We start from the raw sequence: 25,908 nt of genomic DNA, 5'->3' as shown, positions 1-25,908 counted from the left end.
CCGCGTGCGGCAACGTCTTGGGCTGTCGGGTGAAATCGGCTTGTCCACAGGGCGGGGACCCTGTGCCGTCACGTTGTGGATATCCCGAAGGGGAAAAGAAAAACAGCCCCTTGCGGGGCTGTTCTCAGATCTTGGATGAGGCCGGCACTCACTCCAGCTCGACAAGCAGGTCCTTGGCGTCGATCTGGCCGCCCGGGGTGACATGCACCGCCTTGACGGTGCCGTCCCGTTCGGCGTGCAGGCCGGTTTCCATCTTCATGGCCTCGATGGTCAGCAGAAGGTCGCCTTCCTTGACCTGCTGGCCGACAGAAACGGCGACCGTCGCGACCACGCCCGGCATCGGGGCGCCGATGTGGCAGGGGTTGCCCAGCTCTGCCTTGGGGCGTGCCGCGCTGGACCCTTGCGCCTTGCGGTCGGGCACGCGGATGGTGCGCGGCTGGCCGTTCAACTCGAAGAAGACCCGCACCTCGCCATCGTCATGGGTTTCGCCCACCGCCTGCAGGCGGATTTCCAGCGTTTTGCCCGGGTCGATCTCGGCGGTGATCTCCTCGCCCGGCTCCATCCCGTAAAAGAAGGTCCGCGTGGGCAGGGTGCGCACCGGGCCGTAGGTCTCGTGCCGGGCTGCGTAGTCGGTAAAGACCTTGGGATACATCAGGTAGCCGTTCAGGTCCTCGTCGTCGAAGACGACACCTTCGAGCTTGCCTTCCAGTTCCTTGCGGGCGTCGTCGATGTTGATCGGCGCCGCCTTCAGACCAGGACGTTCGGTAAAGGGCTTGTCGTCCTTGAGGATCTTCTTCTGGATCTTCTTCGGCCAGCCGCCCGGGGGTTGGCCAAGGTTGCCTTTCATCATGTCGATGACCGAGTCGGGGAAGCTGAGGTCCTTCTTGGGGTCCTCGACATCCGCCCGTGTCAGGCCCTGGCTGACCATCATCAGGGCCATGTCGCCCACCACCTTGGACGAGGGCGTGACCTTGACGATATCGCCGAACATCTGGTTCACGTCCGCATAGGTCTGCGCCACCTCGTGCCAGCGTTCCTCAAGTCCCAGGGACCGTGCCTGCGCCTTGAGGTTGGTGAACTGGCCGCCCGGCATCTCGTGCAGGTAGACCTCGGACGCGGGCGACTGCATCCCCGATTCAAAGGCCGCGTACTGGCCGCGCACCGCCTCCCAGTAGTTCGAGATCTCTCGGATCGCGGCCATGTCCAGCCCGGTGTCGCGCTCGGTAAAGCGCAGGCCCTCTACGATCGAGCCCAGCGTCGGCTGCGAGGTGTTGCCCGAGAGCGCATCCATCGCCGCATCCACCGCGTCCACGCCCGCCCGGGCCGCTTCCATGATGGTGGCGATGGCCGCACCCGAGGTGTCATGCGTGTGGAAGTGGATCGGCAGGCCGACCTCTTCCTTGAGCGTCTTGACCAGTGCCGCCGCCGCATTGGGTTTCAAGAGACCGGCCATGTCCTTGAGGCCAAGGATATGTGCGCCCGCGTCGCGCAGTTCCTTGCCCATCGCGACATAGTATTTCAGGTCGTACTTGGCCCGGTCGGGATCAAGGATGTCGCCGGTGTAACAGACCGTGCCTTCGCAGATCTTGTTGGTTTCCAGCACCGCGTCCATTGCGACGCGCATGTTCTCGACCCAGTTGAGGCTGTCGAAGACGCGGAAGACGTCGACGCCCGTTTCGGCCGCCTGTTTGACAAAGAACTGCACCACGTTGTCGGGATAGTTGGTATAGCCCACCCCGTTGGCACCGCGCAGCAGCATCTGCGTCATCAGGTTCGGCATCCGTTCGCGCAGGTCACGCAGGCGCTGCCAGGGGCATTCCTGCAAGAAGCGGTAGGCCACGTCGAAGGTCGCCCCGCCCCAGCATTCGACGCTGAAAAGCTGCGGCAGCTTGTGCGCATAGGCCGGCGCCACCTGGATCATGTCGAGGCTGCGCATCCGCGTCGCCAAGAGCGACTGGTGCCCGTCCCGCATGGTGGTGTCGGTGATCAGCACCTGTTTCTGTGCTGCCAGCCAGTCGGCGACCGCTTGCGGGCCTTGTTCGTCCAGCAGGGTCTTGGTGCCTGCGGGCGGCGTCTCCAGCGGCACCTTCGGCGGGCGCGCAGGTTTCAGGTCCGGGTGCGGCATGGCACGGCCCTGTACCTCGGGGTGACCGTTCACCGTGATATCCGCGATATAGGTCAGCACCTTTGTGCCGCGGTCGCGCCGCTTCTTGAAGTCGAACAGCTCCGGCGTCGTGTCAATGAACTTGGTCGTGTACTGGTTGTTCAGGAACGTCGGGTGTTTCAGCAGGTTGATCACGAACTCGATGTTCGTGGTCACGCCCCGGATACGGAATTCGCGCAGCGCCCGGTCCATCCGGGCGATGGCCTTTTCAGGCGTCGGGGCCTTGGCCGTCACCTTGACCAGCAGCGAATCGTAGAACCGGGTGATGACGCCGCCCGCGTAGGCGGTGCCGCCATCGAGGCGGATGCCCATGCCGGTGGCCGAGCGGAAGGCGGTGATCCGGCCATAGTCGGGGATGAAGTTGTTCGACGGGTCCTCGGTCGTGATCCGGGTCTGCAGCGCGTGGCCCATCAGGCGGATATCGTACTGCGACGCCTTGCCGGTGGCCTCGGCCAGCGACTTGCCCTCGGCGATCAGGATCTGTGCCTGCACGATGTCGATGCCGGTCACTTCCTCGGTGACGGTGTGTTCCACCTGCACGCGGGGGTTCACCTCGATGAAGTAGAACTTGCCCGTCTCCATATCCATCAGGAATTCGACGGTGCCCGCGCATTCATAGTTCACATGGGCGCAGATCTTGCGGCCCAGCTCGCAAAGCTCCTCGCGCTGCGCCTCGGACAGGTAGGGGGCAGGGGCGCGTTCCACGACTTTCTGGTTGCGCCGCTGCACGGAACAGTCGCGCTCATAGAGGTGGTAGATGTTGCCCTGCTTGTCGCCGAGGATCTGCACCTCGACGTGGCGGGCGCGGGTGATCATCTTTTCAAGATAGCCCTCGCCGTTGCCGAAGGCGGCTTCGGCCTCGCGCCGGCCTTCAAGCACCTTGTCCTTGAGTTCCTTGGGGCCTTCGATCGGACGCATCCCGCGTCCGCCGCCGCCCCAGGAGGCCTTGAGCATCAGCGGATAACCGATCTCCTCCGCCTCTTTGGCGATGGCCTCGAAATCGTCGCCCAACACCTCGGTCGCGGGGATCACGGGCACGCCGGCCTGAACAGCCACCTTGCGGGCGCTGGCCTTGTCGCCCAGGGCGCGCATGGTTTCGGCCTTGGGCCCGATAAAGGTGATGCCGGCCGCGGTGCAGGCATCCACGAAATCGGGGTTTTCCGACAGCAGGCCATAGCCCGGGTGGATCGCGTCGGCGCCCGAGGCCTTGGCCACGCGGATGATCTCTTCGATCGACAGATAGGCCTGAACGGGGCCAAGCCCTTCGCCGATGCGATAGGCCTCATCCGCCTTGAAGCGGTGCAGCCCCAACTTGTCTTCCTCCGCGAAGACGGCCACCGTCTTCTTCCCCATCTCGTTCGCCGCACGCATGATGCGGATCGCGATTTCGCCCCGGTTCGCTACCAGGATCTTTTCAAAATCTGCCATGTGTCGAGGGTCCTTCTCCGGCACAGCTGCGCGTGTTTTGCGCAATATTATTACTTTGAGAGGATGCCGCGACGCAGCGCAAGGGGGGTTTGCAAATTATTCCCGCGCGACGGTCGCGTTTGCAAACTCGGCTTTCCCGCGCAGATCGACAGGCCGCGCGGCACCCAGCTGCCCGATATTGGCCGCCATGTCGCGGCGCAGCATTTCCACCAGATGCGCGGGGCCCGCAGCGCCAAGCGCGCAAACGGCATAGTGCCAGGCCCGGCCCAGCATGACGAAATCCGCACCCAGTGCCACGGCCCGCAAGATGTCCAGCCCGCCCTCGATTCCACTGTCGAAGATCACCGGCAACTGCGTGGCGGCCCGCACTGCGGGCAGGCAAGAGGCCGCGCTGCGCGCCCCGTCGAACTGCCGCCCGCCGTGGTTCGAGACCCAGATCGCATCCACGCCTTCGCGCTCAAGCCGTTCTGCGTCCTCGGCTTTGAGCACACCCTTGACCACCAGCGGCCCGTCCCAGGCCTCGCGCAGCCAACGCAGGTAGTCCCAGTCCGGCGCCGTGCGCAGCAGGTAGCCGATGTGCGCGGTCGGGTCTCGGCTGGCCATGTCCTGCGAATAGCGGTCCAGCGTTTTCATTCGCGGCATCCCGGCGCGCAGGCGGGCCAGGGACCAGGCAGGGCGCATCGCACATTGCAGCGCGATCCGGGGCGTGATCCGGGGTGGCTGAACCAGCCCGCCCTTGACCTGCCGTTCCCGGCGCGAGGCCACGGGCACATCCACCGTCACCACCAAAACGTGAAAGCCGCTGGCCTTCGCACGCGCCAACATGTCGCGCCGCATCTCGGGGTCGCGCGGCGGGTAAAGCTGGAACCAGCCCTTGCCGCCGGTCTCGGGGCCGACCTCCTCGGGCGTGGCATTGGCCACGGGCGACAGCGTGTAAGGCAGGCCGGCCCCTGTCGCCGCGCGTGCCAGCATCCGTTCGGCGCCGGGCCAAAGCAGCCCGGACTGGCCCACGGGCGCAACGCCGAAGGGCAGGGGGTGGGTTTCCCCGAACAGGGAGACAGCGAAATCCGGGACAACCTCGCCGTCGAGGATCGAGGGCGTGAACAGGACCGAATCGAGCGCCGCGCGATTGCGCCGGGCGGTGGCCTCTGTTCCCGTCGCCGTGTCCAGGTAGGCCCAGGCGAATCGTGGCACGCGAGCCCGCGCGGCGCGGCGCAGATCGGCGACAGTCATGTAGCGGCTGTGCAGGTCCATGCGGGTATCTGGCGTCGGAAAGCCGTGGTCCGCAAGCGGCCTGGCCTGCATTCGCCTCAAATCTTCAACTTATTTTAAGTGCCGTGACGGAGTGTGTGGGCATCGACACGGAAAGGACAGCCCATGCACGCGATGATCGTCGACCACGATGCCACCCGGCTTGAACGCAGCCAGATCGCCTTTCTGGAGGCGGGGATTCACGTCACCGGGTCCGGCAGTCATGCCGTGGCTGAAACCTGTCTGAAACGGGCGGTGGTCGATGTGCTGGTGCTGGACGATGACTGCGGTCCGGAACGAATCGCGGCGCTGACCGCGCTGGCGCAGCGCCGCAATCCGCGGCTTGTCACCTTGATGCTGGCCCGCGACGTGGGGGAGGCGACGGATCTCTATTCCGACGCCGTGACCTCGCTGCATTGCGTGTTGGACGGGCGCGTGTCCCCGCGCATGGTGGCGCGCATGGCGCAGGCCTCGCTCGCGGGCCGCGCGGCTTGCAAGATGACCCCGGTGCGCGCCGATGCCGCGCCAAAGCCGGCCCAAGAGGTGCCGCTGCCGGTCTTCTCGACCACGCGGCGAAAACCTGTCATGCCGACAGAGGTGGCCATGCACGCCTGAGCGCAGGCAGAACCCGGCGGGGCCTGAAAATCCGCGCCGGGGCAAGGAACACAAGGCGAACACGGCTTTCCCTGCGCGCGCATTGACGCTAGATTGGCGTCATGAGCAGTTTCGATGAATTCGACGCATTCGAGGCGTCCTCGCTGTCGGCGCGCGCAATGGCCGCGCGCCCGGCCCCCTACCTGGACGAGCTGAACCCCGCGCAGCGCGAGGCGGTGGAAACGCTCGACGGGCCTGTCCTGATGCTGGCCGGCGCCGGCACTGGCAAGACCAAGGCGCTGACCGCCCGCGTTGTGCACCTGTTGAACACCGGGCGCGCCCGCCCGAACGAAATCCTCTCGGTCACTTTCACCAACAAGGCCGCGCGCGAGATGAAGAACCGCATCTCGGGGATGCTGGGCCAGACGGTCGAGGGGATGCCCTGGCTGGGCACCTTCCACTCGATCTGCGTGAAGCTGCTGCGTCGCCACGCGGAGCTGATCACCGACGACGCCGATTCGGTGGTCGAAGGCGCAGGCCCGCACCTGAAGTCGAACTTCACCATCCTCGACACCGATGACCAGTTGCGCCTGCTCAAGCAGCTGGTCCAGGCAGAGGGCATCGACGACAAGCGTTGGCCCGCGCGGCAACTGGCCAATATCATCGACGGCTGGAAGAACCGCGCTCTGACGCCGGACAAGATCCCCGCCTCTGACGCGGGCGCCTACAACCATCGCGGGCCAGAGCTTTATGCCGCCTACCAGCGCCGCCTGCTGGAACTGAACGCCGTCGATTTCGGTGACCTGCTGTTGCATGTGGTCACCATCTTCCAGACCCACCCGGACATCCTGGAAAAATACCAGCGCTGGTTCCGCTACATCCTCGTGGACGAATACCAGGATACCAACGTGGCGCAGTATCTCTGGCTGCGCCTGCTGGCGAGCGGGCACAAGAACATCTGCTGCGTGGGCGACGACGACCAGTCGATCTATGGCTGGCGTGGTGCCGAGGTGGGCAACATCCTGCGGTTCGAAAAGGATTTTCCCGGCGCGCATGTGGTGCGGCTGGAGCAGAACTATCGTTCGACCCCGCATATCCTCGCCGCCGCCGGCGGTGTGATCCGGGGCAACCAGGGCCGTCTGGGCAAGGAACTCTGGACCGAGGCACAGCAGGGCGAGAAGGTGCGCCTGATCGGCCATTGGGACGGCGAGGAAGAGGCCCGCTGGATCGGTGAGGAAATCGAATCCATGCAGGGCGGCACGCGGGGGATGCGCCCCTACAGCCTTGACGACATGGCCATCCTCGTCCGCGCCAGCCACCAGATGCGCGCCTTCGAGGACCGCTTCCTGACCATCGGCCTGCCGTATCGCGTCATCGGCGGCCCCCGCTTTTACGAGCGGATGGAGATCAGGGACGCGATGGCCTATTTCCGGCTGGTGGTCTCGCCCACCGATGACCTCGCCTTTGAGCGCATCGTCAACACGCCGAAACGCGGCCTTGGCGACAAGGCGCAGCAGACCATCCAGCGTATCGCCCGCGAAAACGGTGTCAGCCTGTTGGACGGCGCGGCGCTGGCGGTGGAACAGGGGGCGATCAAGGGCAAGGGCGCCAAGGCTCTGGGGGAGCTTGTTGTCGGTCTTGCCCGCTGGGGCCGCATGACCGGGGACAAGGATCTCAGCCACATGGAACTGGCCGAGATCATCCTTGACGAGTCCGGCTACACGACCATGTGGCAGAACGACAAGACGCCCGAGGCGCCGGGCCGCCTGGAAAACCTCAAGGAACTGGTCAAGGCACTGGAAAGCTTCGAGAACCTGCTAGGTTTCCTGGAACACGTCAGCCTGGTCATGGACAATGAATCCGACGCCGAGGGGGCCAAGGTTTCGATCATGACGCTGCACGCGGCCAAGGGGCTGGAATTTCCGGTGGTCTTCCTGCCGGGCTGGGAAGACGGGCTGTTCCCCTCGCAGCGCAGCATGGATGAAAGCGGGGTCAAGGGCCTCGAAGAGGAACGGCGCCTGGCCTATGTCGGCATCACCCGCGCCGAAGAGGTCTGTACCATCTCTTTCGCGGGCAACCGGCGGGTCTTTGGCCAGTGGCAGTCACAGATGCCATCGCGCTTTGTCGACGAACTGCCCGAAGAGCACGTCGAAGTTCTGACGCCGCCGGGCCTGTATGGCGGTGGCTACGGTGCCGCGGGCGGCATGGGGGGCATGTCCTCGGGGTTGGAAAGCCGCGCGGCAGAGGCCAATGTCTACAATTCCCCGGGCTGGAAGCGCCTGCAATCCCGCCAGGGAGAACGCCCGATCAGCCAGCCGCGCGAGAGCCGCAGCCAGGTGATCGACCTGGACGCCGTTTCGGCCCACACGGTGGGAGAGCGCGTCTTTCACCAGAAATTCGGTTACGGCACGATCCTTGGGATCGAGGGTGACAAGCTGGAAATCGAATTTGAGAAGGCGGGCACCAAGAAGGTTGTGGCGCGGTTCATCCACGCCGCCGACGACGTGCCGTTCTAGCGCCTGTTGCGCTCAGACGGGCAGGGGCTGACCGCAGATATAGACACGCGTGAGGTCCAGCGCCCCGTCCAGAACCAACAGGTCGGCAGCGGCGCCGACGCGAATGCGGCCAATGTCGGTGTGTCCGATCCAGTCGGCGGGCAAGGTGGCAAGCCGCGCCGCCGCCTCGGCCAGAGGTAAGCCGATGCCGACCAGGTTGCGCAGTGCCTGGTCCATCGTTAGGGCGGACCCCGCCAGCGTGCCATCCGCCAACCGCATGGCGCCCTCGGCCTTGTGGACGTGCTGCGCGCCCAGGCGAAACATCCCGTCCGGCATCCCGGCGCCCGCAGTGGCATCCGTCACGCCGTAAAGCCCCGGGATCGCCCGACGCGCAGCCAGGATGGCGCCCGGTTCCACATGCAGCAGGTCCGGGATGATCTCGGCATAATCGGCATGGGCCAGTGCCGCACCTGCCAGCCCGTTGCCGCGATGTGCTGCCGGGCTCATCGCGTTGAACAGATGTGTCACGCCGCAGCCCGCCTGCAGGCAGGCGGCCGCGCGGGCATAGTCGCAGAGAGAGTGCCCCAGCTGCACCCTGACCCCCGCCGCCTGCGCGGCGGCGATCACCTGGTCATCCGGGTCCATTTCCGGCGCTAGGGTCATCACCCGTACCGGGGCCAGCGTCAGCCAGCGGCGCAGGGCGTCTACATCCGCCGCCACGGCGAAATCCGGCTGGGCGCCCAGCTTGTCTGGGTTGAGGAAAGGGCCTTCAAGATGTGCGCCCAGCACGCGGGCCGCGCCGGGCCAGTCCGCCGCCATCGCGGACCCGACGGCCCCAAGGAAGCTCTCGATCTCGGCAAAGGGCGCGGTGACGGAGGTGGCAAGCATCGCGGTCGTGCCATGCCGGGCATGCAGCTGGGCGGCTGTGCGGATCGCCTCGACCCCGGCCATCATGTCCGCGCCGCCCCCGCCATGCACATGCAGGTCGACAAAGCCGGGCAGGACAAAGGGTGGTTCTGGCGTTTCTGTCGGCTGCCCCTCGATCCTGTCCACGCGGTGCGCAAAGCCAAGCTCTCCGGCGATCCATCCGCTTTCGGTCAGGACGCTGCCCCGCAATGTTTCCATGCCTGGTCCTCCTCGCAGGTCTCAGCCGATCGGCAGCGGCGCGTCGGGTTTGGGTTGGTCCATGACGATCTGCGAATGCACCCGGGCCACCACCGGATGCGCCAGTAACACCTCGTGGATCAGCGTGTTGAGCGCCGGCAGGTCGGGGCAATAGACCCGGAGCAGGTAGTCCGCCTCGCCAGTCATGGTCCAGGCCGAGACGATCTCGGGACGCAGGCGGAGGAGGCGGGAAAACCCCATTCCTTCCTCGGCACCGTGGCGGGCAAGTTGCACCTGGACAAAGGCCTGCACGTCGAGGCCCAGCTTTTCAGGGTCCAGCCGCGCGCTGTAGCCCTGGATCACCTGCGCCTCTTCCAGGCGTTGCCGCCGACGTCCCGCCTGGCTGGCCGACAGGTGCAGCCGGTCTCCCAGTTGCTGCGCCGTGGCCTGGCCGTCCCGCTGGACCGCGTCCAGCAGGGCTATGTCCGTTTCATCCAGAGGGGTGCGTCTTTCCCGCATGATTAGCCCTTCTTGTGCGTGAGTTTTGCGCACAGCGTTGGTCATGCGGGGATGATGCGTGCCGGGCGGCGCGCCGTAAAGGGCAAACCGGCTCAGGTCTGCGGCATGGTCAGCGTCAGGTTGCGGCTGCCCTTGGTATAGCGCAGGGCCTCTTCGCCGATGGCGGTCACGCGGCCACCGTCCAGCCGGTCCCCAACCTTGACCTTCTGGTACTTGCCATTGGCCAGCCGAACCAGGGCGCGGCGGTTTTCCGCAGTGCCGTAGACGCCGATCAGGTTGATCTTTTTCAGGTTGATCGCATTGGTTGAGGTGGCAGCGCGGGCGACGCTGGCGCTGGAGGGCACCTGCGGGGCGACGGTGCGCGGCGCCACGGCGGCGGCGGTCTGCACCGGTTCCGCAGGCACAAGGCTGCGGTCCGCGTTGTCGACGATGGCGGCCATGTTGCGCGGCCGGCCAACCGGAACCAGAGAGCGGCGCACCGCCTGGTCCGTTGCCTCCGGGGCGTCGATCTCGGCCTGTTCCTGCGCCGTGGGCGGACGCATCACGGGGCGGATCGCCGCCAGTTCCGACCGGGAAATGCCGCCCAGCTGGCTGCGCTCGCGCAGTTCCATCAGGTCGTCGGGCCGGGTCTGCGGACGGATGCGCGGCATGGCGTTCAGCCGCGTGCGGATCGCGCCGGGTGCGTCAAGCTCGGGGTCCGGACTCACGGCCACTTCGCCGCGCAGCGGCGGGATGACCGGGGGACGGCCGGTAAAGATGCGCAGCCCGTCCGGCGTCAGCGCGCCCTCGGGGGTGGCCCGAATAAGATCACGCTCGTCGAAGTCGAAGGTCAGCCCGGCAGGCGGCGGCAGGCCCGGATCCTGGAAGTCGGGCTCTCGGGCCAGGTCTTTGGACTGGGGCAGGGCGACGGCATCGAAAATCTGGATGTTCGGGTCGATCGAGGCGGCATAGACGTCATCGACCCCGTCCTCGGGCGGGCGGTGCGGCTTGGCGGGCGCGCGCTGCCAGATGCCCGAGGCGGCATAGCTGGCCGCTGCTTCTTCGGGGGTCAGCTGGCGCGGATCTGTCGGGACAGCCAGTGGCGCGACCAGTGGATCGGGCGCGGTTGCAGGCGGGTCGAATGCCGCGATCTGGACCTCTCCTTCGGGGCGCGCCACGGGGCGCGCAGAAATCGCGGGTGCCGCGCTGGCCGGAGGTGTCGCGGATTCGAGGATCACGCCGTCGTCGCCCGGGGCCGGAGCCACATCGGTATCGCCATCGGGCAGCGAGGCAATCGCGCTGGCCGGTTCGTCGGCCGAGCGGAACAGCCGCGCCAGCCCGTCGTCTAGAAAGACGGTGGCCCAGGCCGCAACACCGGCCAGGAACAGCAGCAGGATCGCGGTGAGCATCAGGCCCAGGTATCGCGGCTTTCCGCCGGTCATGTCCCGGTCGCGCGCGCCGAAAACCGTCATGCGGTCGCGTTCGCTTGGCTGGTTGAAGGCCATTCCGGCGGGGATCGCGGCGGCACCTGCGCTGCCCGCCCCGGTCACGGCAGGTCCACCAATGCGGTCCTGCCCCTGGGGGCCGCGCAGGGCGGCCAGCTTGGCCAGAGGGCTCGGACGCGGCATGCCGCCGGGCTTTTGCCCCTTGCCCGCTGCCGGAACGGCTTTGCGCGCGGCGGCGGGCGTGGCGAGGAATTCGTCTTCCTTGGCCTCGCGCGCGGGCGCGGCGGCAAGCCCTGCGGCGCGGGCGGCGGCCACTTTCGGGATGGGTTTGACGCCGGGTTTCGCCGCAGCCTTGGTCTTGCCTTTCAGCTTGGGCGGCAGGACCGGGCGCTTGGCCTGCGCGGGTGCCGGGGCGGCGGTGCCGCCAGCGGGTCGCGCTGCCTCGGCCTCGTCCGCGGCGGCAGAGGCTTGCGCCAGCAAGGCAGAGGCCGTGGGTGCCGAAAAGAACCCGGTGCGCGCCTTGGGGGCCGGTGATTTGGCGGGTTGATCCGGCATCTCTGTCTTGCTGTCCGCGGACGGAGCGACGGGCGTAAACCGCGCTTTCAGTTCGCCCGTGACAGGCGGGCGCGGCGCGGTGGCATCGTCTGATGCCCCCGTTGCACCGGGACGCGTCGCCCGGATGGTCGAAAATGTATAGGGCCGCTCTGCGTCGGGCTCGGCCGGGACGGCAGGGGGCTTGGGTTGCTGCACCTGTGCGGCGGGACGCGGCGCCGGCGCCTGAGCAGTCGGCTGCCCGGGTGTCTGAGGGGCTTTCGGCGCCGGGGCGGATCTGGCCGGAACCGCCGGGGCCTTTGGTGCGCCTTGGCCGGCGGGACCCGGGGACGGGATTGCGGGCGCCTTCGGAGCCGGAGAAGGGGATGCTGTCGTGGGTCGTGGCGGCGCCGACGGTGCCTTGGGGGCCGCCGGGACAGAGGGCTCTGCCATTTTGGGTGCCGGAGCCTTGGGCGCCGACACACCGGTGGCCGGTTTTGGTGCCGGGGCCTGCGGGGCGGGCGCTTTGGGGGCCTGTGCCTCGGGTGCCGGGGCGTCCGCCTTGGGCGCCGCCGGTTGCGCGCTCTCGTCCGGTTTCGCGGTCGGAGCGGGCGTTTCGGTCGGCGTAGCGGATTTCGGGGCCGGGGCGGCACGTGGCGCGTCCGGCGTTGCGGCGGGCCGAGCTGTCGGCTTGGGCGTTTCGGGTTGCGCGGCCTCGGGCTTGGGGGCGTCCGGCTTTGCCGCCTGCGGTTTCGGCGCGGCGGGGGCAACCAGTTCCGGCTTGGGCAGCGGCTGCAGCGCGGTCTCGTCGGCCTCGACGATGCTGATGGCCCGCGCGGGACGCGAGGCGGCTTTGCTCCACCCCTTGGCCTTGCCGAAGAAGACCGCCGAGTCGAACGCCCCCTCGGGGGCCTGCGCCATGAAGCTGACCGGATCGAACCCGTGTTCGACGGCAAAGCTCTGCGCCTCGTCCAGCGTTTCGATCGCGACGGCGGCGATCTGCAGATGGCCGTCGGTCACGACATAGTCGTATTTCAGCTCGGACACGGCATAGGGTGTCGCGCCGTCCAGCGAGGTGCGGATGGCGATGTCGCGCGCCGTTTCGTCCCCGCCCAGGTCGGGCTGGTCGAGGTAGCGGATCTGCTCGTTCGGGATGATCAGCGCCACCTGGGCGCCGGTCGGGTCAAGGCTTTCGGCGCGGTCGCGCAGGGCGATCACGCGGGAATCGAAATCCGGATCATCGAGCGGAACATCGTCGATCCGGGCCCATCGGGGGCCCATGCGCCGTAGCAGGGCGATGCCTTCGAAAGAGAGCGAGAGCGCGAAATTAGGTATCATGAAGCGTGTCTTATCAGGCCATCCATGCCTGCGGGAGTCCTAAGGCATTGCCTAAAATATATAGGGCAACTCTTTGCCGAAGAAAAGAAAGCGCCTGTTGCCCTCTTGCCGATTTTCCCCTCTCGCGAGACAGTCGGCGCAGATTCCTGCTGATTGTGAGGTATTTTATGCGAATTTCAGCATTCTTGACGATCCTGGCCCTGGCACTGCCCCTGGGCGCGCCACATGCGGCATCGGCGGAAGGTCGCCTGTCCGTCTCGGGTGAGGCCCGTATCGCGGCGGTGCCCGACATGGCAACGATTTCGCTGGGGGCGACGGGGCGGGGCAAGACCGCGGTCGAGGCGATGAACGCCACCTCGACGGCGGTGGATGCGATCCTGGCCCGGCTGTCCGACCTCGGGGTCGAGGCGCGTGACATCCAGACCACCCAGCTGCGTGTCAACGAGCAGACCCGCTGGGACCGCGACCGGAACGAGGACATCTTTGTCGGCTACTACGCGACCAACACGGTGCGCGTGCGCATCCGTGACATGGACGGGATCGGCGCGCTGCTGTCGGCAGTCCTGGACGACGGCGCCAACCAGCTGCAAAGCCTGACTTTCGGCGTGCAGGAACCGCGCGAGGTCGAGGACGAGGCGCGCCGCCGCGCGGTCGCCGATGCCATCGCCAAGGCCAAGCTCTACGCCGATGCCGCTGGCGTGACCCTCGGCCCGGTGCTGGAGCTGCGCGACTCTGCCGAACCGCTGGTGCGCTCCATCGTCGAACCGGAACCGATGGTAGTGGAAGAGGCGCCGGCCGCCCGCGACGTGCCGGTCGCCGCCGGCGAGATCGAGGTGCGGGCCGAGGTCACGATGGTCTTTTCCGTCAGCGAGTGAGGCGGCTTCCCGCGCTTTTCAACCAAGAGGCCGCCGCAGGTGCCCTGCGGCGGCCTTTGTCATTCATGTCGATCCGGTTCAGGCAGAGGCCTTGTTCAGCGCCTGGTCGAGGTCGGCGATCAGGTCGTCCGCGTCCTCGATCCCGATCGAGATCCGAACCACGTTCGGAGCCGCGCCCGCCGCGATCTGCTGTTCCTCGGTCAGCTGGCGGTGCGTGGTCGAGGCCGAGTGGATCACCAGGCTGCGGGTATCGCCCAGGTTCGCGACATGAGAGAAAATCTCCAGCGAGTCCACGAACTTGACGCAGGCATTATAACCGCCCTTGAGCGCAACGGTGAACAGGCCGCCCGCGCCCTTGGGACAGATCCGGCTCGCCCGTTCCTTGTAGGGGGAGGAGTCGAGCCCGGCATAGGTCACGCCTTCGACGGCCGCGTGGCCTTCCAGCCAGGCGGCGATCTTCTCGGCGTTCTCGACGTGACGCGCCATGCGCAGGCTCAGCGTCTCGATCCCCATCAGCGTGTAATGCGCCGCCTGCGGGTTCAGCGTCATGCCAAGGTCACGCAGGCCCACGGCGATCCCGTGGAAGGTGAAGGCCAGCGGGCCGAATGTCTCGTGGAACTTCAACCCGTGGTAGGCGGGTTCGGGCGCCGAGAGCGAGGGGAACTTGTCGCTGGCCGACCAGTCGAAGTTGCCGGAATCCACGACGACGCCGCCGGTCACGGTGCCGTTGCCGGTCAGGTACTTGGTCATCGAATGCACGACCAGCGTCGCGCCGTGTTCGATCGGGCGGCACAGGTAGGGCGTGGCAGAGGTATTGTCGACGATCAAGGGCAGGCCCGCCTTGTCGGCGATCTTGGCCAGCGCGTCGATGTCGGTGATGTAGCCCCCGGGGTTGGCGACGCTTTCGCAGAAGACGGCGCGGGTGTCGTCGTCAATCGCGGCCTCGACGGCGGCGAGGTCATCGGTATCGACGAATTTCGCAGACCAGCCAAAGCGCTTGATGGTCTGGCTGAACTGGGTGATCGAGCCACCGTAAAGGCGCGTCGACACCACCACGTTGCGCCCGGGCGCCATCAGCGGGAACAGCGCCATGATCTGCGCCGCGTGTCCCGAGGAACAGCAGACCGCGCCCACGCCGCCTTCCAGCACCGCGACGCGTTCCTGCAGCGCGGCAACAGTCGGGTTGGTCAGGCGCGAATAGATATAACCCACTTCCTGCAGGTTGAAGAGCGCGGCGGCATGTTCGGCATCGCGGAACACGTAGGCCGTCGTCTGGTAGATCGGCACCTGCCGCGCGCCGGTGGCCGGGTCGGGCCGGGCACCGGCGTGGATCTGCAACGTGTCAAAGCCGAAGCTGGGCGCGTCCTGGGTCATTCAGTGGTCTCCCTTTCATGTGTTGTGCACAGGAGTAAGCGATTGCCGGGCCGGGGGCCAGATTCTTCGCGGCCCCGGTCGCGGTCTGCGGGGCTTTGACGTTGGTAAGGTTGGGCGTGCGGGGTTTGCGCATGAAATTTTGCAAATGGCGGAAAATTCCGCGAAATCGGTGCCTCTGGCGCCGGATTCGCGTGAAACCCGCATCCGGTCTCCGGTATTCCCTTCGGGACAGACACAGGAGACCCGCGCGATGACCGATTTGATGCACGTACACCAGTCCATTGCCCGTGCCGTGGGCGATCACGGCATCACCACGATGTTCGGCCTGATGGGGGACGCCAATCTTTTCATGGTCGACAGTTTCGTGCGCGACTGTGGCGGGCGCTTTGTTCCGGCGGCGCATGAGGGCAGCTCGGTCCTGATGGCGCTGTCCTTTGCCCATGTCTCGGGGAAGGTGGGCGTGGCCACGGTCACGCATGGCCCGGCGCTGACCAACTGCACCACCGCCCTGACAGAGGGTGTGCGCGGCCATATCCCGATGGTCCTGCTGGCGGGGGACACGCCGGTGTCGAACCCGCGCCATCTTCAGGGCATCGACCAGCGCGAGTTGGTCAAATCCACAGGCGCCGGTTTCGTGCAGCTGCGCGCGCCCGAGACCACAGGCGCCGACGTGGCCCGCGCTTTTTACCGTGCACAGGTGGAACGCCGCCCCATCGTGCTCAACATGCCGGCCGATTTCATGTGGCAGGAGGTGGCGCACGACTGCCGCCCTCTCAGCGTCTTTACAAACCCCGGCGGCGTGGCCGAGGGCGATACGCTGGATCAGGCCATCGGCATGATCGCCTCTGCCCGCCGTCCGATCATCCTTGCCGGCGGCGGCGCCGTGGCGGCGCGCGATACGCTGATCAAGCTCGCCGACCGGCTGGAGGCACCGCTGGCCACCACGCTCAAGGCCAAGGGTCTGTTCAACGACCACCCCTACAACATGGACATCTTCGGAACCCTCTCGACGCCCGCCGCCTATGACCTGATCGCCAAATCCGACTGCATCGTCTGTTTCGGCACCGGCCTGCATGATTTCACATCCGATCGTGGCAAGCTGATGAAAGACAAGCGCATCGTGCAGGTGGATATCGAGGCCACCGCCATCGGCGGCAGCATCCACCCCGACGCGGCCCTTGTCGCCGACGCGGGCCTGACCGCCGAAACCATCCTTTACTGGCTGGACGAGGCCGAGATTCCCGGCAGCGGCTTTACCAGGGAACTGGATGGCGCAACGCTGACTGCGCATCCGCTGGGCACTGACAAGACGGCGCCGGGCTGCGTCAACTACGTCCACGCGCTTGATCGTCTGGAACAGGCGCTGCCAAAGGACCGCGTTCTGGTCACGGACGGCGGCCGCTTCATGACAGAGGTCTGGTGCCGGATTTCCGCTCCCGATCCGCGCAGCTTCGTGGTGACGGCGAATTTCGGCTCCATCGGTCTGGGGCTGCAAGAGGCCATCGGCGCGGGGCTGGCGGCGCCCGAGCGGCCGGTCGTGATGTTCACCGGCGACGGCGGCTTCATGATGGGCGGCATCAATGAATTCAACACCGCCGTGCGGCTGGGGCTGGACCTGATCGTGATCCTTGCCAATGACAGCGCCTACGGCGCCGAGCACATCCAGTTCCTAGACCGCAAGATGGACCCCAGCCTGACAGAGTTCGACTGGCCGTCCTTTGCCGAGGTCGCCACCGCACTGGGCGGGCAGGGGATCGAGGTGCGCTCTGCCGATGACCTTGAACTGGCGCTGTCGGCGCTCGACACGCGGACCAAGCCGGTGCTGATCGACCTGCGGCTGGATCCGAACGACGTGCCGCGCATGCGGATCTAAGGGCAGCGCGCGCAGGTCGCCGTTGACAGGAAAGACCCACCCGGGGTCTGCTCTTGCCACGCTTGGGGGAGATCAGCCATGCCGAGACCTGACGCAATACGCACTCCGGATGCCTGTTTCACTGATCTGCCGGATTTTCCGTGGCAGCCGCGGTATCGCGACGATCTTGCCGGCTACGAGGGCCTGCGCATGGCGCGCATCGACGAAGGTCCAGAAGACGCGAATCGGGTCTTTCTCTGCCTGCACGGTCAGCCGGCCTGGAGCTTTCTCTACCGCCACATGATCCCGGTTTTCCTGGACACGGGTGCGCGCGTCGTCGCGCCCGATCTTTACGGGTTCGGACGCTCCGACAAGCCGGTCGACGACGGCACCTATACCTTCGGCTTTCACCGGCAAAGCCTGGTCGCGCTGATCGAGGCGCTGGACTTGAGGCGGATCACGCTTGTCGTGCAGGACTGGGGCGGGATTCTCGGGCTGACGATCCCGCCAGACATGGCGGATCGGTTCGACCGGCTGCTGGTCATGGACACCGTGCTTGGCCTGGGCGGCGGCAGCACGGATGGTTTCGACGCATGGCGGCGGATGCATGGCGAGCATCCGGATTACGACATGGCCGCGCTGTTCATGGAATACGTTCCGGGGATGAGCGACAAGGTGGCCGCCGCCTATGCCGCGCCATTTCCCGACGCCCGCTACCGCGCCGGCGCCCGCCGCTTTCCCTTCCTCGTCATGACCGATCCCGACATGGAAGGGGTGGAAATCTCACGCCGAGCCGCTCGCTGGTGGTCGTCGGAATTCCGGGGCGACAGCTTCATGGCCGTCGGTGAGCGCGACGAACTGATCCCGCCCTGGCTGATGAATCGGATGCACGAGATCCTCGGGATCACGCGGCCACCGCTGATGCTCTCGGAGGCTGGTCATTTCGTGCAGGAAACCCACGGCGCAGACGTCGCGCGCGCGGCGCTTGCAGCCTGGGCATAAGACCCGGAAGGTTGACAGGTCAGGCCGTCGTCACCGTCTCCACGCAAAGCACGGTGGGCAGGTGGCGGGCGATTTCCGACCATGTGTCGCCCTCGTCGAAGGAGGCAAAGACAGAGCCAGAGTTGGTGCCGAAGTAGACCCCTGGCGCCTCGGCCCGGTCGGTGGCCATTGCCTGCCGCAGCACCGTGAAAAAGCAGTTCTCGGCTGGCAGACCTTCGCGGCAGGCCTCCCAGCTGTCGCCGCCGTCGCGGGACCGCCAGACCGCGGCCTTGCCCTCGGGCGGAAAGCGTCCGGCCATGTCGCCGTTCAGCGGCAGCGTCCACAAGGTGCGCGGCTGACCGGGATGCACCGCGATTGGAAAGCCGAAGGTCGAAGGCAGGCCTGCCGTGATGTCATCCCAGCTGCGCCCGCCATCCGACGACCGCCAGACGCCGTGATGGTTCTGCTGGTACAAGAGGTCCGGATCGCCCGGCGCGCGGACCATGTTGTGCACGCAATGCCCGGTCTCACCGTCCTTTGGGCCTGCCGGGTGATGCACATGGCCGCAGGCCTCGGCGTTGGACAGGCGGTTGCGCCGCTCCCAGCTGCCACCCGCATCCTCGGTCGCAAAGACCCCGGCGGCGGAGATCCCCAGCCACATCTTGTCCGCGTCCGCGGGGCTGGCAACGATCGTGTGCAGTGTCAGCCCCACCGCGCCGGGCTGCCAGCTGTCGGCAGAGGGGTGATCCGTCAGGCTCTCGACCGCGGCCCAGCTTGCGCCCGCGTCCTCGCTGACGAACAGCGTTGCGGGCTTGGCCCCGGCATAGAGCTTGCCGCCCACCTGGCCCAGCGACCAGATCGCCTCGACCCGGCCGGTGAACTCCGCCGGGGGCCTGGGTTCTGTGCCGAAAAAGGCGGCGGTTTCCGGGTCGTTTCGGATCCATTCGTCGACGGTTCCGTCGGCCAGCTTGACCAGTTCCCAGCTGTCGCCGCCATCGACAGAGCGCCAGACCCCGGCCCCCGACCATTCGCCGCCACCCCCGGCCCAGAGCGTACCGGTTTCGGGATCGCCGATGGCATGGTTGATTCCCCAGCCATCGCAAAGCGGCCCCCTGACCGACCAGTCCGTTCGCGCCGCATCCGATTGCAGCAGGAACAAGCCCTTGCTGGTGCCCACCAGCACCGTGATCACCTGTGACATGAGACACCCTCCTGAACGCGAGGGCAGGGTAACATGACACGCGCATGGGGCGAGCGGAATTCCGCGCTCAGCGCATCCAGAACCCTTCGCGCTTGATGCGGTTGCGGATCGCCTGTTCCTTGCGGGGCAGGTTCTCGCGGTCGAAAAGCGCGCGCACCTTCCGGCCGCGCCCCTGGTAGATCATCCGCTTGAACGGCTCATGACCCTTGAGCACCTTCTTGATGCGGTTCGGGGCGGTGACCTCTTCCAGCACGTCGACCACCTCGTCGCTCTCGCGGGCATAGAGCAGGGGCAGCAGACGGTAATGGCAGGTCACATCCCCGTCCAGAAGTCCGGCGGGCAGCGTGTCGCGCCCGCCGCCCAGGCCGTGAATCACCAGCGGCAGCACAACTTGGTCCAGCCAGGGGTCGAGGCTCTGGCAGGCCAGTTCCGGTGGCGGGTCATCCCGTACCGACAGCGCGTAGTCGCGGAACCGCTGCCCGAAGACGCGAGGGCAACGGTAAAAGAAGAACCCGGCGTTGAAGTAGAGATAGCGCTGCCAGTATTCGTCCGGTTGCGTGAGGTCGAGACTGCTGGCGAAGTCCAGCCCGAAGCGGTCGTAAAGCGATGTCCAGATCTGGGTGTAGCCCGGACCGTACAGCTCGATCTGCGGCCAGGTGCCCTCGCGCCGCAACGAGGCCGTGGGGCGGTCGAAATCGAAAGGCACGCGGTCGAGCCGGTCAAGCACCAGCGTGTCGGTGTCGAAAAAGACGAATGGCTCGCCCTCGGGCAGGACCTCCAGCGCCTCGATCTTGTTGCCATAGGGGTAGGCGGCGCCGAAATGCCGGCTCTCGAAGGAGCGGATCTGTGCGCCCAGATCCTCCAGCAGGGTGCGGATCTCCGGCTGGCGGATTCCGGGGTGCTCGGGCCAGAGCGGGCCGGGGGCCGGTTCCGCGACGACCAGGCGAAAGCCCGTGCCGCCCCGTGCCTTGAGCGAGGCCGCAAAGAGCACGGCCTCATAAGAGAGCCGCCCGGCCTGGGCGACGATGAGAATATTTACGGTTTGAGCCGCCGCGCCCTCGCGTGTCATGATGAACCTGCCCGCTGCCTGTTGCGCGCCACTATAGGCAGGGCGGACGGGCGCCGGAAGCCGCAAGGCCCCGGGGAATTTTTTGAAGGAAATACCTGATGTTCGATCTTGTTCTTCTCGTCATTGCCGTGGCCAGCGGGGGGGCGGGGGACGCGGCCCGCCTGGAAACCGCCGAGGCCCCGCCCGCCGCCGCCGTCACCGAGGTGCCGGTGGCACCCCGGGCTGAAACCGACGAGGCGCGGCCCTTTTCCTCGGAAGCGCCCCCGCCCAGTGCCGAGGCGGACCCGGCACCGCCGCGCGAGCTGCCCTATGTCGCCGAACAGCAGGTGCCCTCGGGCAAGTTCACCACCGCCGTCGAGGTCAAGCCGATCCTGAATGCCACCCGGTCGAACTGGATCGCGGTGCGCGAGTTCAACGGGCAGGACCTGGTCTATGTCACGCATCTGTGGTCCTGGCGTTGCGGTCTGGTGGCCATTCACATCGGCATCAACGGGGCACAACCCGAGCCCTGGCCACTGCCCGCCTGCAACGAGGACAGCCCCGCACCCAACGCCATGCCGGCGGACGAGCTGCCCTACAGGGCGTTTGCGCTGAACTCGGTCGAGGAGATGACGGTGGAGCTGATCTACGACGACCTGAGCATCGACCGGGCGACCTTCAACCGGACGGGCGCCTTGATCCCCTGAGGCGCGTGCGGGTCGGGGACGGGACTCGCGGTCCCTTGCGGGCCCGCATCGCCCGCCCGCCGACCCGTGCCCGCCGACCCGAATCTGACGCGCTTGCGCGCGTTTCAACGCTTCGAGGCTCACCAGGGAACAAACCTCTTCCCCGGTTCCCCCTGTCGCCGAAGATGCCTGCGCCAGCCGTCAGAGCGATGCAAGGGCAAGCCGCGCTGCGCGCGGGCCTGCGGCCCCTTGCATCCCTCTGCCGTCTGTCGCGGTCCGGCATCAGCGACAGGCGGCTCCGGGGAACAGGTTCGGCTCAGACGGTGATCGGCTGCAGCACCTGCGGTTCGATGACATCCACGCCGGGCAGGCCCTCGGCCAGCACCTGCGCCGATTGTTCCAGCGCCGGGAAGGTACGGTAGTGACCGGGGATCACCGTCTTGAAGTCGAAGTATTTCCTTGCGGCCCAGGCCGCCTGTTCCATGTCCATCGTGTAGTAGCCGCCGGCCGAGAGGATGCCGATGTCCGGCTGGAAATACTCGCCGATCCAGGCCATGTCGGCCATGATGCAGGTGTCGCCGGAGAAATAGATCGTGTGGCCGTCGCCCCGGATGACGAGGCCGGTTTCCATGCCGGTGTAGGTGGTCTTGCCCTCGACCTGCATCGAGGAACTGTGCGAGGCGGGAACCAGTGTCACCGAGGCCTCTCCGAAGCGAACGGTGCCGCCCTTGTTGAAGGCATGGCCTTCCTTGGCGCCCTGGCCTGTCAGCAGGGCAGCGAGCTCGAAGATGGCCGAGACCGGCGCGCCGGTCTTCTGGCTGATCTCGACGATGTCGTTGGTGTGATCGAAATGCCCGTGGGTGACGAGAATCTGCGTCGCGCCAGCCAGCGCGGCCTCCGTGTCCTGGCCTTCCATCATCGGGTTGCCGTTGATCCAGGGGTCGATCAGCAGCACCTCGCCGCCGATCTCGATGCGGAAACTGCCGTGGCCGAGCCAGATGATTTGCATGGTGGACTCCCGTTGTTGTTCTGTCCGGAGCCTAGCATTTTGGCGCGGCGAGACCAGATCCCGCCGGGGGCGCCCGCGGCACGGAACGAGTGAGTATTTTCGGAGAGAAAAAACACATGGACTGGACACGGGCGGTGGACGGGTATTGCGAGCGGCTGGGGCCGGAGTTCTGGGCCGAGCCGGTGAATGCGGTGACCAATGCCGCCTTTGTCCTGGCGGCGCTGGTGATGTGGCGGCGGACATTCGGGCTGGGCCGGGTGCTGTGCGCGATCCTTGCGGCGATCGGGATCGGCTCGTTCTTGTTCCACACCTTTGCGCAGCCCTGGGCGGGATTGGCGGATGTTCTGCCGATCCTGGTCTACGTGCTTGTCTATATCTACGGCGCCAACCGCGATTTCTGGGGGCTGGGGCGCTGGGCTTCGCTGGCCCTGACGGCGCTGTTCATTCCCTATGCGGCCGTCACCGCGCCGCTGTTCGGCATGATCCCGGGCCTGGGAGGGACCTCCAGCTATGCGCCGGTGCCGTTCTTGATCGCGATCTATGCCGCCCTCCTGCGCAACCGGGCGCCCGGGACTGCGCGGGGACTGGCGATCGGGGTGGCGATCCTGCTGGCCTCGATGCTGGCGCGCACCCTTGATGAACCTTTGTGCAACGTGATCCCGCTGGGCACGCATTTCCTGTGGCATGTGCTGAATGCGGTGATGCTGGGCTGGATGATCGAGGTCTGGACGCGGCATGTGCTTGCGGCGCGCGGGGCGGGGCGGTAAAGCCTGCGCTGAATTCACAGTCAAAGAGGCCCCCATGTCGATCGACATCGAGACCGCGGCACGCGTGGCGCACCTGGCCCGCATCAAGGTGGAAGAAGACGAGCTTCCGGCGCTGGCCAATGCCTTCAACGACATCCTCGTCTTTATCGAGCAGCTGAACGAGGTCGACGTCGAGGGCGTGGAGCCGATGGTATCGGTCACGCCGATGCGGCTGAAGCGCCGCAAGGACGGGGTGACGGATGGCGGCATGGCCGACAAGGTCCTCTCGAACGCGCCCGATGCGCGCGAAGGCTTTTTTGCGGTTCCGAAGGTGGTTGAGTGATGACCGAACTGACCAAGCTGAAGATCGCCGAGGCGCGCGATGCGCTGCGCAAGGGCGACGTGACCTCTGCCGAACTGACCGAAGCCTGCCTGACGGCCATCGAAGGGGCCGGCGCACTGAACGCATTCGTGCACAAGACGCCCGAGATCGCGCGTGAGCAGGCTGCTGCCGCCGATGCGCGGATCAAGGCGGGTGAGGCGCCCGCGCTTTGCGGCATTCCCCTTGGGATCAAGGACCTGTTCTGCACCAAGGGCGTGGCGTCGCAGGCCGCCTCGAACATCCTTGGCGGCTTCAAGCCCGAGTATGAAAGCACCGTGACCAGCCAGCTTTTCGATGCGGGCGCGGTCATGCTGGGTAAGCTGAACATGGACGAATTCGCGATGGGCTCGTCCAACGAGACCTCGTGTTACGGCAACGCGGTGAACCCCTGGCGGCGCGGCAATGACGACGCGCAACTGACGCCGGGCGGCTCCTCGGGCGGCTCTGCCTCGGCGGTGGCAGCGGACCTCTGCCTTGGGGCGACCGGCACCGACACCGGCGGGTCGATCCGCCAGCCCGCCGCCTTTACCGGCATCACCGGCATCAAGCCGACCTACGGCCGCTGTTCGCGCTGGGGGATCGTGGCCTTTGCCTCGTCCCTGGACCAGGCCGGGCCGATGGCCAAGGACGTGCGCGACTGTGCCATCATGCTGCAGGCCATGTGCGGGCATGACCCCAAGGATTCGACCAGCGCCGACCTCGCCGTGCCGGATTTCGAATCCCTGCTGACCGGCGACATCAAGGGCAAGACCATCGGCATTCCCCGCGAATACCGCATGGACGGCATGCCCGAGGAGATCGACGCGCTCTGGGCCGAGGGCCGCAAGATGCTGGAGGACGCGGGGGCAAAGATCGTCGACATCAGCCTGCCGCACACGAAATACGCGCTGCCGGCCTATTACGTCATCGCGCCGGCAGAGGCCTCCTCGAACCTCGCACGATATGACGGGGTGCGCTATGGACACCGTGCCAAGCTGAGCCAGGGCGACGGCATCGTCGAGATGTACGAGAAAACCCGCGCCGAAGGCTTCGGCGATGAGGTCAAGCGCCGCGTCATGGTGGGGACCTACGTCCTGTCGGCGGGTTTCTACGACGCCTATTACAACCGCGCGCGCAAGGTGCGGACGCTGATCAAGAAGGACTTTGAGGATGTCTTTGCCCAAGGCGTGGATGCGATCCTGACGCCCGCGACCCCCTCTGCCGCCTTTGGCCTGGGCGAGATGACCGAGGCCGATCCGGTCGCCATGTATCTCAACGACGTCTTCACCGTAACGGTCAACCTGGCCGGTCTGCCGGGCATCGCGGTGCCCGCCGGGCTGAGCAAGCAGGGGCTGCCGCTGGGCCTGCAACTGATTGGCCGCCCCTGGGAAGAAGGCGACCTGCTGAATACCGCTTATGCGCTCGAACAGGCTGCGGGATTTGTGGCAAAACCGTCGAAATGGTGGTAAGGCCTGCGGCCAAAGCACAGGCAGGACAGACGATGCGGAACTATCTACTGGTTGTGGCGGCCTTGGCCGTGGCGGCTTGCGAACCCAGTGTTCCCGACAGCGGTGCCGGGGTGGCTGACCCGGGCACCGGCGTTGGTTTTGGCAACTATGACGACTATGCCGCCCGCCGTGAGGCGCAGCTGAATGGCGACGCCGGGCCTATTCCCGTGGCGCCGGACGTCCAGTCCAGCCCCATCGACGGGGACGAGGCCCGCGCAGCGGCAGCGGCCCGCCAGGCCAACTCCGGTGTGGCCCCGGTCGAGGCGGACCCGTCGAACCCGCCGCCGCAAATCGTGTCGAATGCCCGCGGCATCTCGGGTGAGAACGACTTCAGCGCCGTTTCGCGTACCCGCGACATCGACGCCGACGCCCGCCTGATCGAACGCAACCGCGCGCAATATACCGTGGTTCAACCCGAGGCCCTGCCCAAGCGTCCCGGCACCGACGCTCCGAACATCGTCGAATATGCCCTGCGCACGACCAACCCGGTCGGAACGGCGCTCTACAAACGGTCGAGCTTTAACGCGCAGGCACGGTATCAGCGGGCCTGTTCGACATATTCCTCGGCCGATCTGGCGCAGGAGGATTTCCTGCGCTTGGGCGGACCGGAAAAGGACCGCAAGGGCATGGATCCGGACGGCGATGGCTTTGCCTGCACCTGGACCCCGGCGCCTTTCCGGGCCGTGCGCGGCGGCTGACCCCTGCGGTGACGCCCACCCCCGAATGGTATCCATCGCCGAATTTCGGTGACCGGCGCGGTGTCTCCGCGCCGGATATGGTCGTTCTGCATTACACCGCCATGACCTCCGCCGAAGCGGCGCGCGACTGGCTGTGCAATCCCGAGAGCGAAGTCTCCTGTCACTACGTCATCGCCGAAGACGGGCGCTGCTGGCAGCTGGTCCGCGAGGAAGATCGTGCCTGGCACGCCGGACGCGGCTGCTGGGGGGGCGTGGCGGACGTGAACTCGCATTCCATCGGGATCGAACTTGCGAATACCGGGTTTCATCCCTTCCCCGAGCCGCAGATGGCGGTCCTGGAGGACCTGCTGCGCGGAATCTGTTCCCGCTGGACGGTGCCGCCGGAGCGTGTCGTCGGCCATTCGGACACCGCGCTTGGACGCAAGATCGACCCCGGCGCGCGGTTCGACTGGCGTCGCTTGGCATTGTGCGGACTGGCCGTCTGGCCGGAAGCGGGCGCAGAGGAACTGGACGAGGCGCGGTTCTGGCAGGACTGCCGGAGCTTCGGCTATGAGGTGACCCCGGAGACGCAGGGCGCGGTGCTCGCTGCGGTGCGGATGCGCTTTCGCCCCTGGGCGAAGGGGCCGCACGATGGTGAGGACTGCGCGATCATGGCGGATCTGGCGCGACGGTTTCCCTGTCGGGACGTCTGAGCCGGTTGCTGAATTGAGCGCTTCCGCGC

General features: G+C 66.7%; 20 protein-coding genes. 11 read left to right on the top strand and 9 right to left on the bottom strand.

The annotated features are described in order from the left end of the window. Positions 1-148: 148 nt before the first annotated feature. Together pyc and G9Q80_RS19395 are read right to left on the bottom strand one after the other, a co-directional pair. Positions 149-3,592 carry a pyruvate carboxylase gene (pyc, locus tag G9Q80_RS19400; RefSeq protein WP_088715812.1) on the bottom strand — a complete coding sequence of 1,148 codons (3,444 nt, stop codon included), beginning with the start codon at positions 3,590-3,592 and terminating at the stop codon, positions 149-151. A 96-nt stretch (positions 3,593-3,688) separates the two neighbouring features. Further along, on the bottom strand, positions 3,689-4,846 hold the full coding sequence (locus G9Q80_RS19395; RefSeq protein WP_088715875.1) for an alpha-hydroxy acid oxidase: 1,158 nt from the start codon (positions 4,844-4,846) through the stop codon (positions 3,689-3,691). A 123-nt stretch (positions 4,847-4,969) separates the two neighbouring features. Here G9Q80_RS19395 and G9Q80_RS19390 point away from each other — a divergent pair, with 123 nt between their 5' ends. Beyond that, positions 4,970-5,458: a hypothetical protein gene (locus G9Q80_RS19390; RefSeq protein ID WP_069209952.1), complete on the top strand. Its 489-nt coding sequence runs from the start codon at positions 4,970-4,972 to the stop codon at positions 5,456-5,458. Positions 5,459-5,559: 101 nt separating this feature from the next. Beyond that, positions 5,560-7,953, top strand: coding sequence for an ATP-dependent helicase (locus tag G9Q80_RS19385; RefSeq protein WP_088715813.1), 2,394 nt, complete (start codon positions 5,560-5,562; stop codon positions 7,951-7,953). 12 nt (positions 7,954-7,965) lie between these two features. Here G9Q80_RS19385 and G9Q80_RS19380 read toward each other — a convergent pair whose 3' ends face one another. From G9Q80_RS19380 to G9Q80_RS19370, 3 genes are all read right to left on the bottom strand, one after another. Beyond that, the gene (locus G9Q80_RS19380) at positions 7,966-9,057 is read right to left on the bottom strand and encodes an N-acetylglucosamine-6-phosphate deacetylase (RefSeq protein WP_088715814.1); all 1,092 of its coding nucleotides are present in this window, start codon (positions 9,055-9,057) and stop codon (positions 7,966-7,968) included. Positions 9,058-9,078: 21 nt separating this feature from the next. Further along, complete coding sequence (locus G9Q80_RS19375) at positions 9,079-9,555, bottom strand: Lrp/AsnC family transcriptional regulator (protein WP_069209949.1); 477 nt, start codon at positions 9,553-9,555, stop codon at positions 9,079-9,081. Between the two features lie 92 nt (positions 9,556-9,647). Further along, positions 9,648-12,848, bottom strand: coding sequence for a hypothetical protein (locus G9Q80_RS19370; RefSeq protein ID WP_133066426.1), 3,201 nt, complete (start codon positions 12,846-12,848; stop codon positions 9,648-9,650). Between the two features lie 185 nt (positions 12,849-13,033). Here G9Q80_RS19370 and G9Q80_RS19365 point away from each other — a divergent pair, with 185 nt between their 5' ends. After that, positions 13,034-13,723 (top strand): SIMPL domain-containing protein, encoded by a 690-nt coding sequence (locus G9Q80_RS19365; protein WP_168246571.1) that lies wholly within the window; start codon positions 13,034-13,036, stop codon positions 13,721-13,723. A 78-nt stretch (positions 13,724-13,801) separates the two neighbouring features. Here the strand turns inward: G9Q80_RS19365 and G9Q80_RS19360 are convergent, their stop codons facing one another. Continuing rightward, positions 13,802-15,097 (bottom strand): O-acetylhomoserine aminocarboxypropyltransferase/cysteine synthase family protein, encoded by a 1,296-nt coding sequence (locus G9Q80_RS19360; RefSeq protein WP_088715817.1) that lies wholly within the window; start codon positions 15,095-15,097, stop codon positions 13,802-13,804. Positions 15,098-15,347: 250 nt separating this feature from the next. Here G9Q80_RS19360 and G9Q80_RS19355 point away from each other — a divergent pair, with 250 nt between their 5' ends. Both G9Q80_RS19355 and G9Q80_RS19350 read left to right on the top strand, forming a co-directional pair. Continuing rightward, complete coding sequence (locus tag G9Q80_RS19355; RefSeq protein WP_088715876.1) at positions 15,348-16,970, top strand: thiamine pyrophosphate-binding protein; 1,623 nt, start codon at positions 15,348-15,350, stop codon at positions 16,968-16,970. A gap of 78 nt (positions 16,971-17,048) precedes the next feature. Beyond that, entirely contained in the window at positions 17,049-17,951 is a 903-nt protein-coding gene (locus tag G9Q80_RS19350; protein ID WP_088715818.1) for a haloalkane dehalogenase, read from the top strand. 19 nt (positions 17,952-17,970) lie between these two features. Here the strand turns inward: G9Q80_RS19350 and G9Q80_RS19345 are convergent, their stop codons facing one another. Both G9Q80_RS19345 and G9Q80_RS19340 read right to left on the bottom strand, forming a co-directional pair. Then, on the bottom strand, positions 17,971-19,131 hold the full coding sequence (locus tag G9Q80_RS19345; RefSeq protein ID WP_088715819.1) for a WD40/YVTN/BNR-like repeat-containing protein: 1,161 nt from the start codon (positions 19,129-19,131) through the stop codon (positions 17,971-17,973). Positions 19,132-19,198: 67 nt separating this feature from the next. Next, positions 19,199-20,200 carry a GT-B fold glycosyltransferase domain-containing protein gene (locus G9Q80_RS19340; protein WP_088715820.1) on the bottom strand — a complete coding sequence of 334 codons (1,002 nt, stop codon included), beginning with the start codon at positions 20,198-20,200 and terminating at the stop codon, positions 19,199-19,201. Positions 20,201-20,298: 98 nt separating this feature from the next. Here G9Q80_RS19340 and G9Q80_RS19335 point away from each other — a divergent pair, with 98 nt between their 5' ends. After that, the gene (locus G9Q80_RS19335; RefSeq protein ID WP_088715821.1) at positions 20,299-20,886 is read left to right on the top strand and encodes a hypothetical protein; all 588 of its coding nucleotides are present in this window, start codon (positions 20,299-20,301) and stop codon (positions 20,884-20,886) included. 295 nt (positions 20,887-21,181) lie between these two features. Here the strand turns inward: G9Q80_RS19335 and G9Q80_RS19330 are convergent, their stop codons facing one another. Continuing rightward, positions 21,182-21,874 carry a metal-dependent hydrolase gene (locus G9Q80_RS19330; RefSeq protein WP_043144225.1) on the bottom strand — a complete coding sequence of 231 codons (693 nt, stop codon included), beginning with the start codon at positions 21,872-21,874 and terminating at the stop codon, positions 21,182-21,184. Positions 21,875-21,990: 116 nt separating this feature from the next. On the opposite strand from G9Q80_RS19330, the gene G9Q80_RS19325 reads away from it, so the two are divergent. Genes G9Q80_RS19325 through G9Q80_RS19305 form a run of 5 tightly spaced genes read left to right on the top strand, consistent with a single transcriptional unit; the run spans position 21,991 to position 25,879 of the window. After that, positions 21,991-22,641: a ceramidase domain-containing protein gene (locus tag G9Q80_RS19325; RefSeq protein WP_043144228.1), complete on the top strand. Its 651-nt coding sequence runs from the start codon at positions 21,991-21,993 to the stop codon at positions 22,639-22,641. A 34-nt stretch (positions 22,642-22,675) separates the two neighbouring features. Next, positions 22,676-22,963 carry an Asp-tRNA(Asn)/Glu-tRNA(Gln) amidotransferase subunit GatC gene (gene gatC, locus G9Q80_RS19320; RefSeq protein ID WP_088670434.1) on the top strand — a complete coding sequence of 96 codons (288 nt, stop codon included), beginning with the start codon at positions 22,676-22,678 and terminating at the stop codon, positions 22,961-22,963. Further along, a complete protein-coding gene (gene gatA, locus G9Q80_RS19315) occupies positions 22,963-24,450 on the top strand; it encodes an Asp-tRNA(Asn)/Glu-tRNA(Gln) amidotransferase subunit GatA (RefSeq protein ID WP_043144233.1) in 1,488 nt (495 codons plus the stop codon). Before gatC ends, gatA begins: the two co-directional genes overlap by 1 nt. Before the next feature lie 32 nt (positions 24,451-24,482). Continuing rightward, positions 24,483-25,187 carry a hypothetical protein gene (locus G9Q80_RS19310; RefSeq protein WP_088670432.1) on the top strand — a complete coding sequence of 235 codons (705 nt, stop codon included), beginning with the start codon at positions 24,483-24,485 and terminating at the stop codon, positions 25,185-25,187. Between the two features lie 8 nt (positions 25,188-25,195). Then, positions 25,196-25,879: an N-acetylmuramoyl-L-alanine amidase gene (locus tag G9Q80_RS19305; protein ID WP_463352348.1), complete on the top strand. Its 684-nt coding sequence runs from the start codon at positions 25,196-25,198 to the stop codon at positions 25,877-25,879. Positions 25,880-25,908 lie beyond the last annotated feature (29 nt).

Origin of the sequence: Mameliella sp. LZ-28 (assembly GCF_012274245.1) — a bacterium.
Lineage (GTDB): Bacteria > Pseudomonadota > Alphaproteobacteria > Rhodobacterales > Rhodobacteraceae > Antarctobacter > Antarctobacter albus.
This window is presented reverse-complemented; position numbering and strand designations above follow the sequence as displayed.

Bases quoted from the DNA above. Each gene is read 5' to 3' on its own strand.
- pyc (WP_088715812.1), bottom strand. From the start codon at position 3,592: ATGGCAGATTTTGAAAAGATCCTGGTAGCGAACCGGGGCGAAATCGCG.
- G9Q80_RS19395 (WP_088715875.1), bottom strand. From the start codon at position 4,846: ATGGACCTGCACAGCCGCTACATGACTGTCGCCGATCTGCGCCGCGCC.
- G9Q80_RS19390 (WP_069209952.1), top strand. From the start codon at position 4,970: ATGCACGCGATGATCGTCGACCACGATGCCACCCGGCTTGAACGCAGC.
- G9Q80_RS19385 (WP_088715813.1), top strand. From the start codon at position 5,560: ATGAGCAGTTTCGATGAATTCGACGCATTCGAGGCGTCCTCGCTGTCG.
- G9Q80_RS19380 (WP_088715814.1), bottom strand. From the start codon at position 9,057: ATGGAAACATTGCGGGGCAGCGTCCTGACCGAAAGCGGATGGATCGCC.
- G9Q80_RS19375 (WP_069209949.1), bottom strand. From the start codon at position 9,555: ATGCGGGAAAGACGCACCCCTCTGGATGAAACGGACATAGCCCTGCTG.
- G9Q80_RS19370 (WP_133066426.1), bottom strand. From the start codon at position 12,848: ATGATACCTAATTTCGCGCTCTCGCTCTCTTTCGAAGGCATCGCCCTG.
- G9Q80_RS19360 (WP_088715817.1), bottom strand. From the start codon at position 15,097: ATGACCCAGGACGCGCCCAGCTTCGGCTTTGACACGTTGCAGATCCAC.
- G9Q80_RS19355 (WP_088715876.1), top strand. From the start codon at position 15,348: ATGACCGATTTGATGCACGTACACCAGTCCATTGCCCGTGCCGTGGGC.
- G9Q80_RS19350 (WP_088715818.1), top strand. From the start codon at position 17,049: ATGCCGAGACCTGACGCAATACGCACTCCGGATGCCTGTTTCACTGAT.
- G9Q80_RS19345 (WP_088715819.1), bottom strand. From the start codon at position 19,131: ATGTCACAGGTGATCACGGTGCTGGTGGGCACCAGCAAGGGCTTGTTC.
- G9Q80_RS19340 (WP_088715820.1), bottom strand. From the start codon at position 20,200: ATGACACGCGAGGGCGCGGCGGCTCAAACCGTAAATATTCTCATCGTC.
- G9Q80_RS19335 (WP_088715821.1), top strand. From the start codon at position 20,299: ATGTTCGATCTTGTTCTTCTCGTCATTGCCGTGGCCAGCGGGGGGGCG.
- G9Q80_RS19330 (WP_043144225.1), bottom strand. From the start codon at position 21,874: ATGCAAATCATCTGGCTCGGCCACGGCAGTTTCCGCATCGAGATCGGC.
- G9Q80_RS19325 (WP_043144228.1), top strand. From the start codon at position 21,991: ATGGACTGGACACGGGCGGTGGACGGGTATTGCGAGCGGCTGGGGCCG.
- gatC (WP_088670434.1), top strand. From the start codon at position 22,676: ATGTCGATCGACATCGAGACCGCGGCACGCGTGGCGCACCTGGCCCGC.
- gatA (WP_043144233.1), top strand. From the start codon at position 22,963: ATGACCGAACTGACCAAGCTGAAGATCGCCGAGGCGCGCGATGCGCTG.
- G9Q80_RS19310 (WP_088670432.1), top strand. From the start codon at position 24,483: ATGCGGAACTATCTACTGGTTGTGGCGGCCTTGGCCGTGGCGGCTTGC.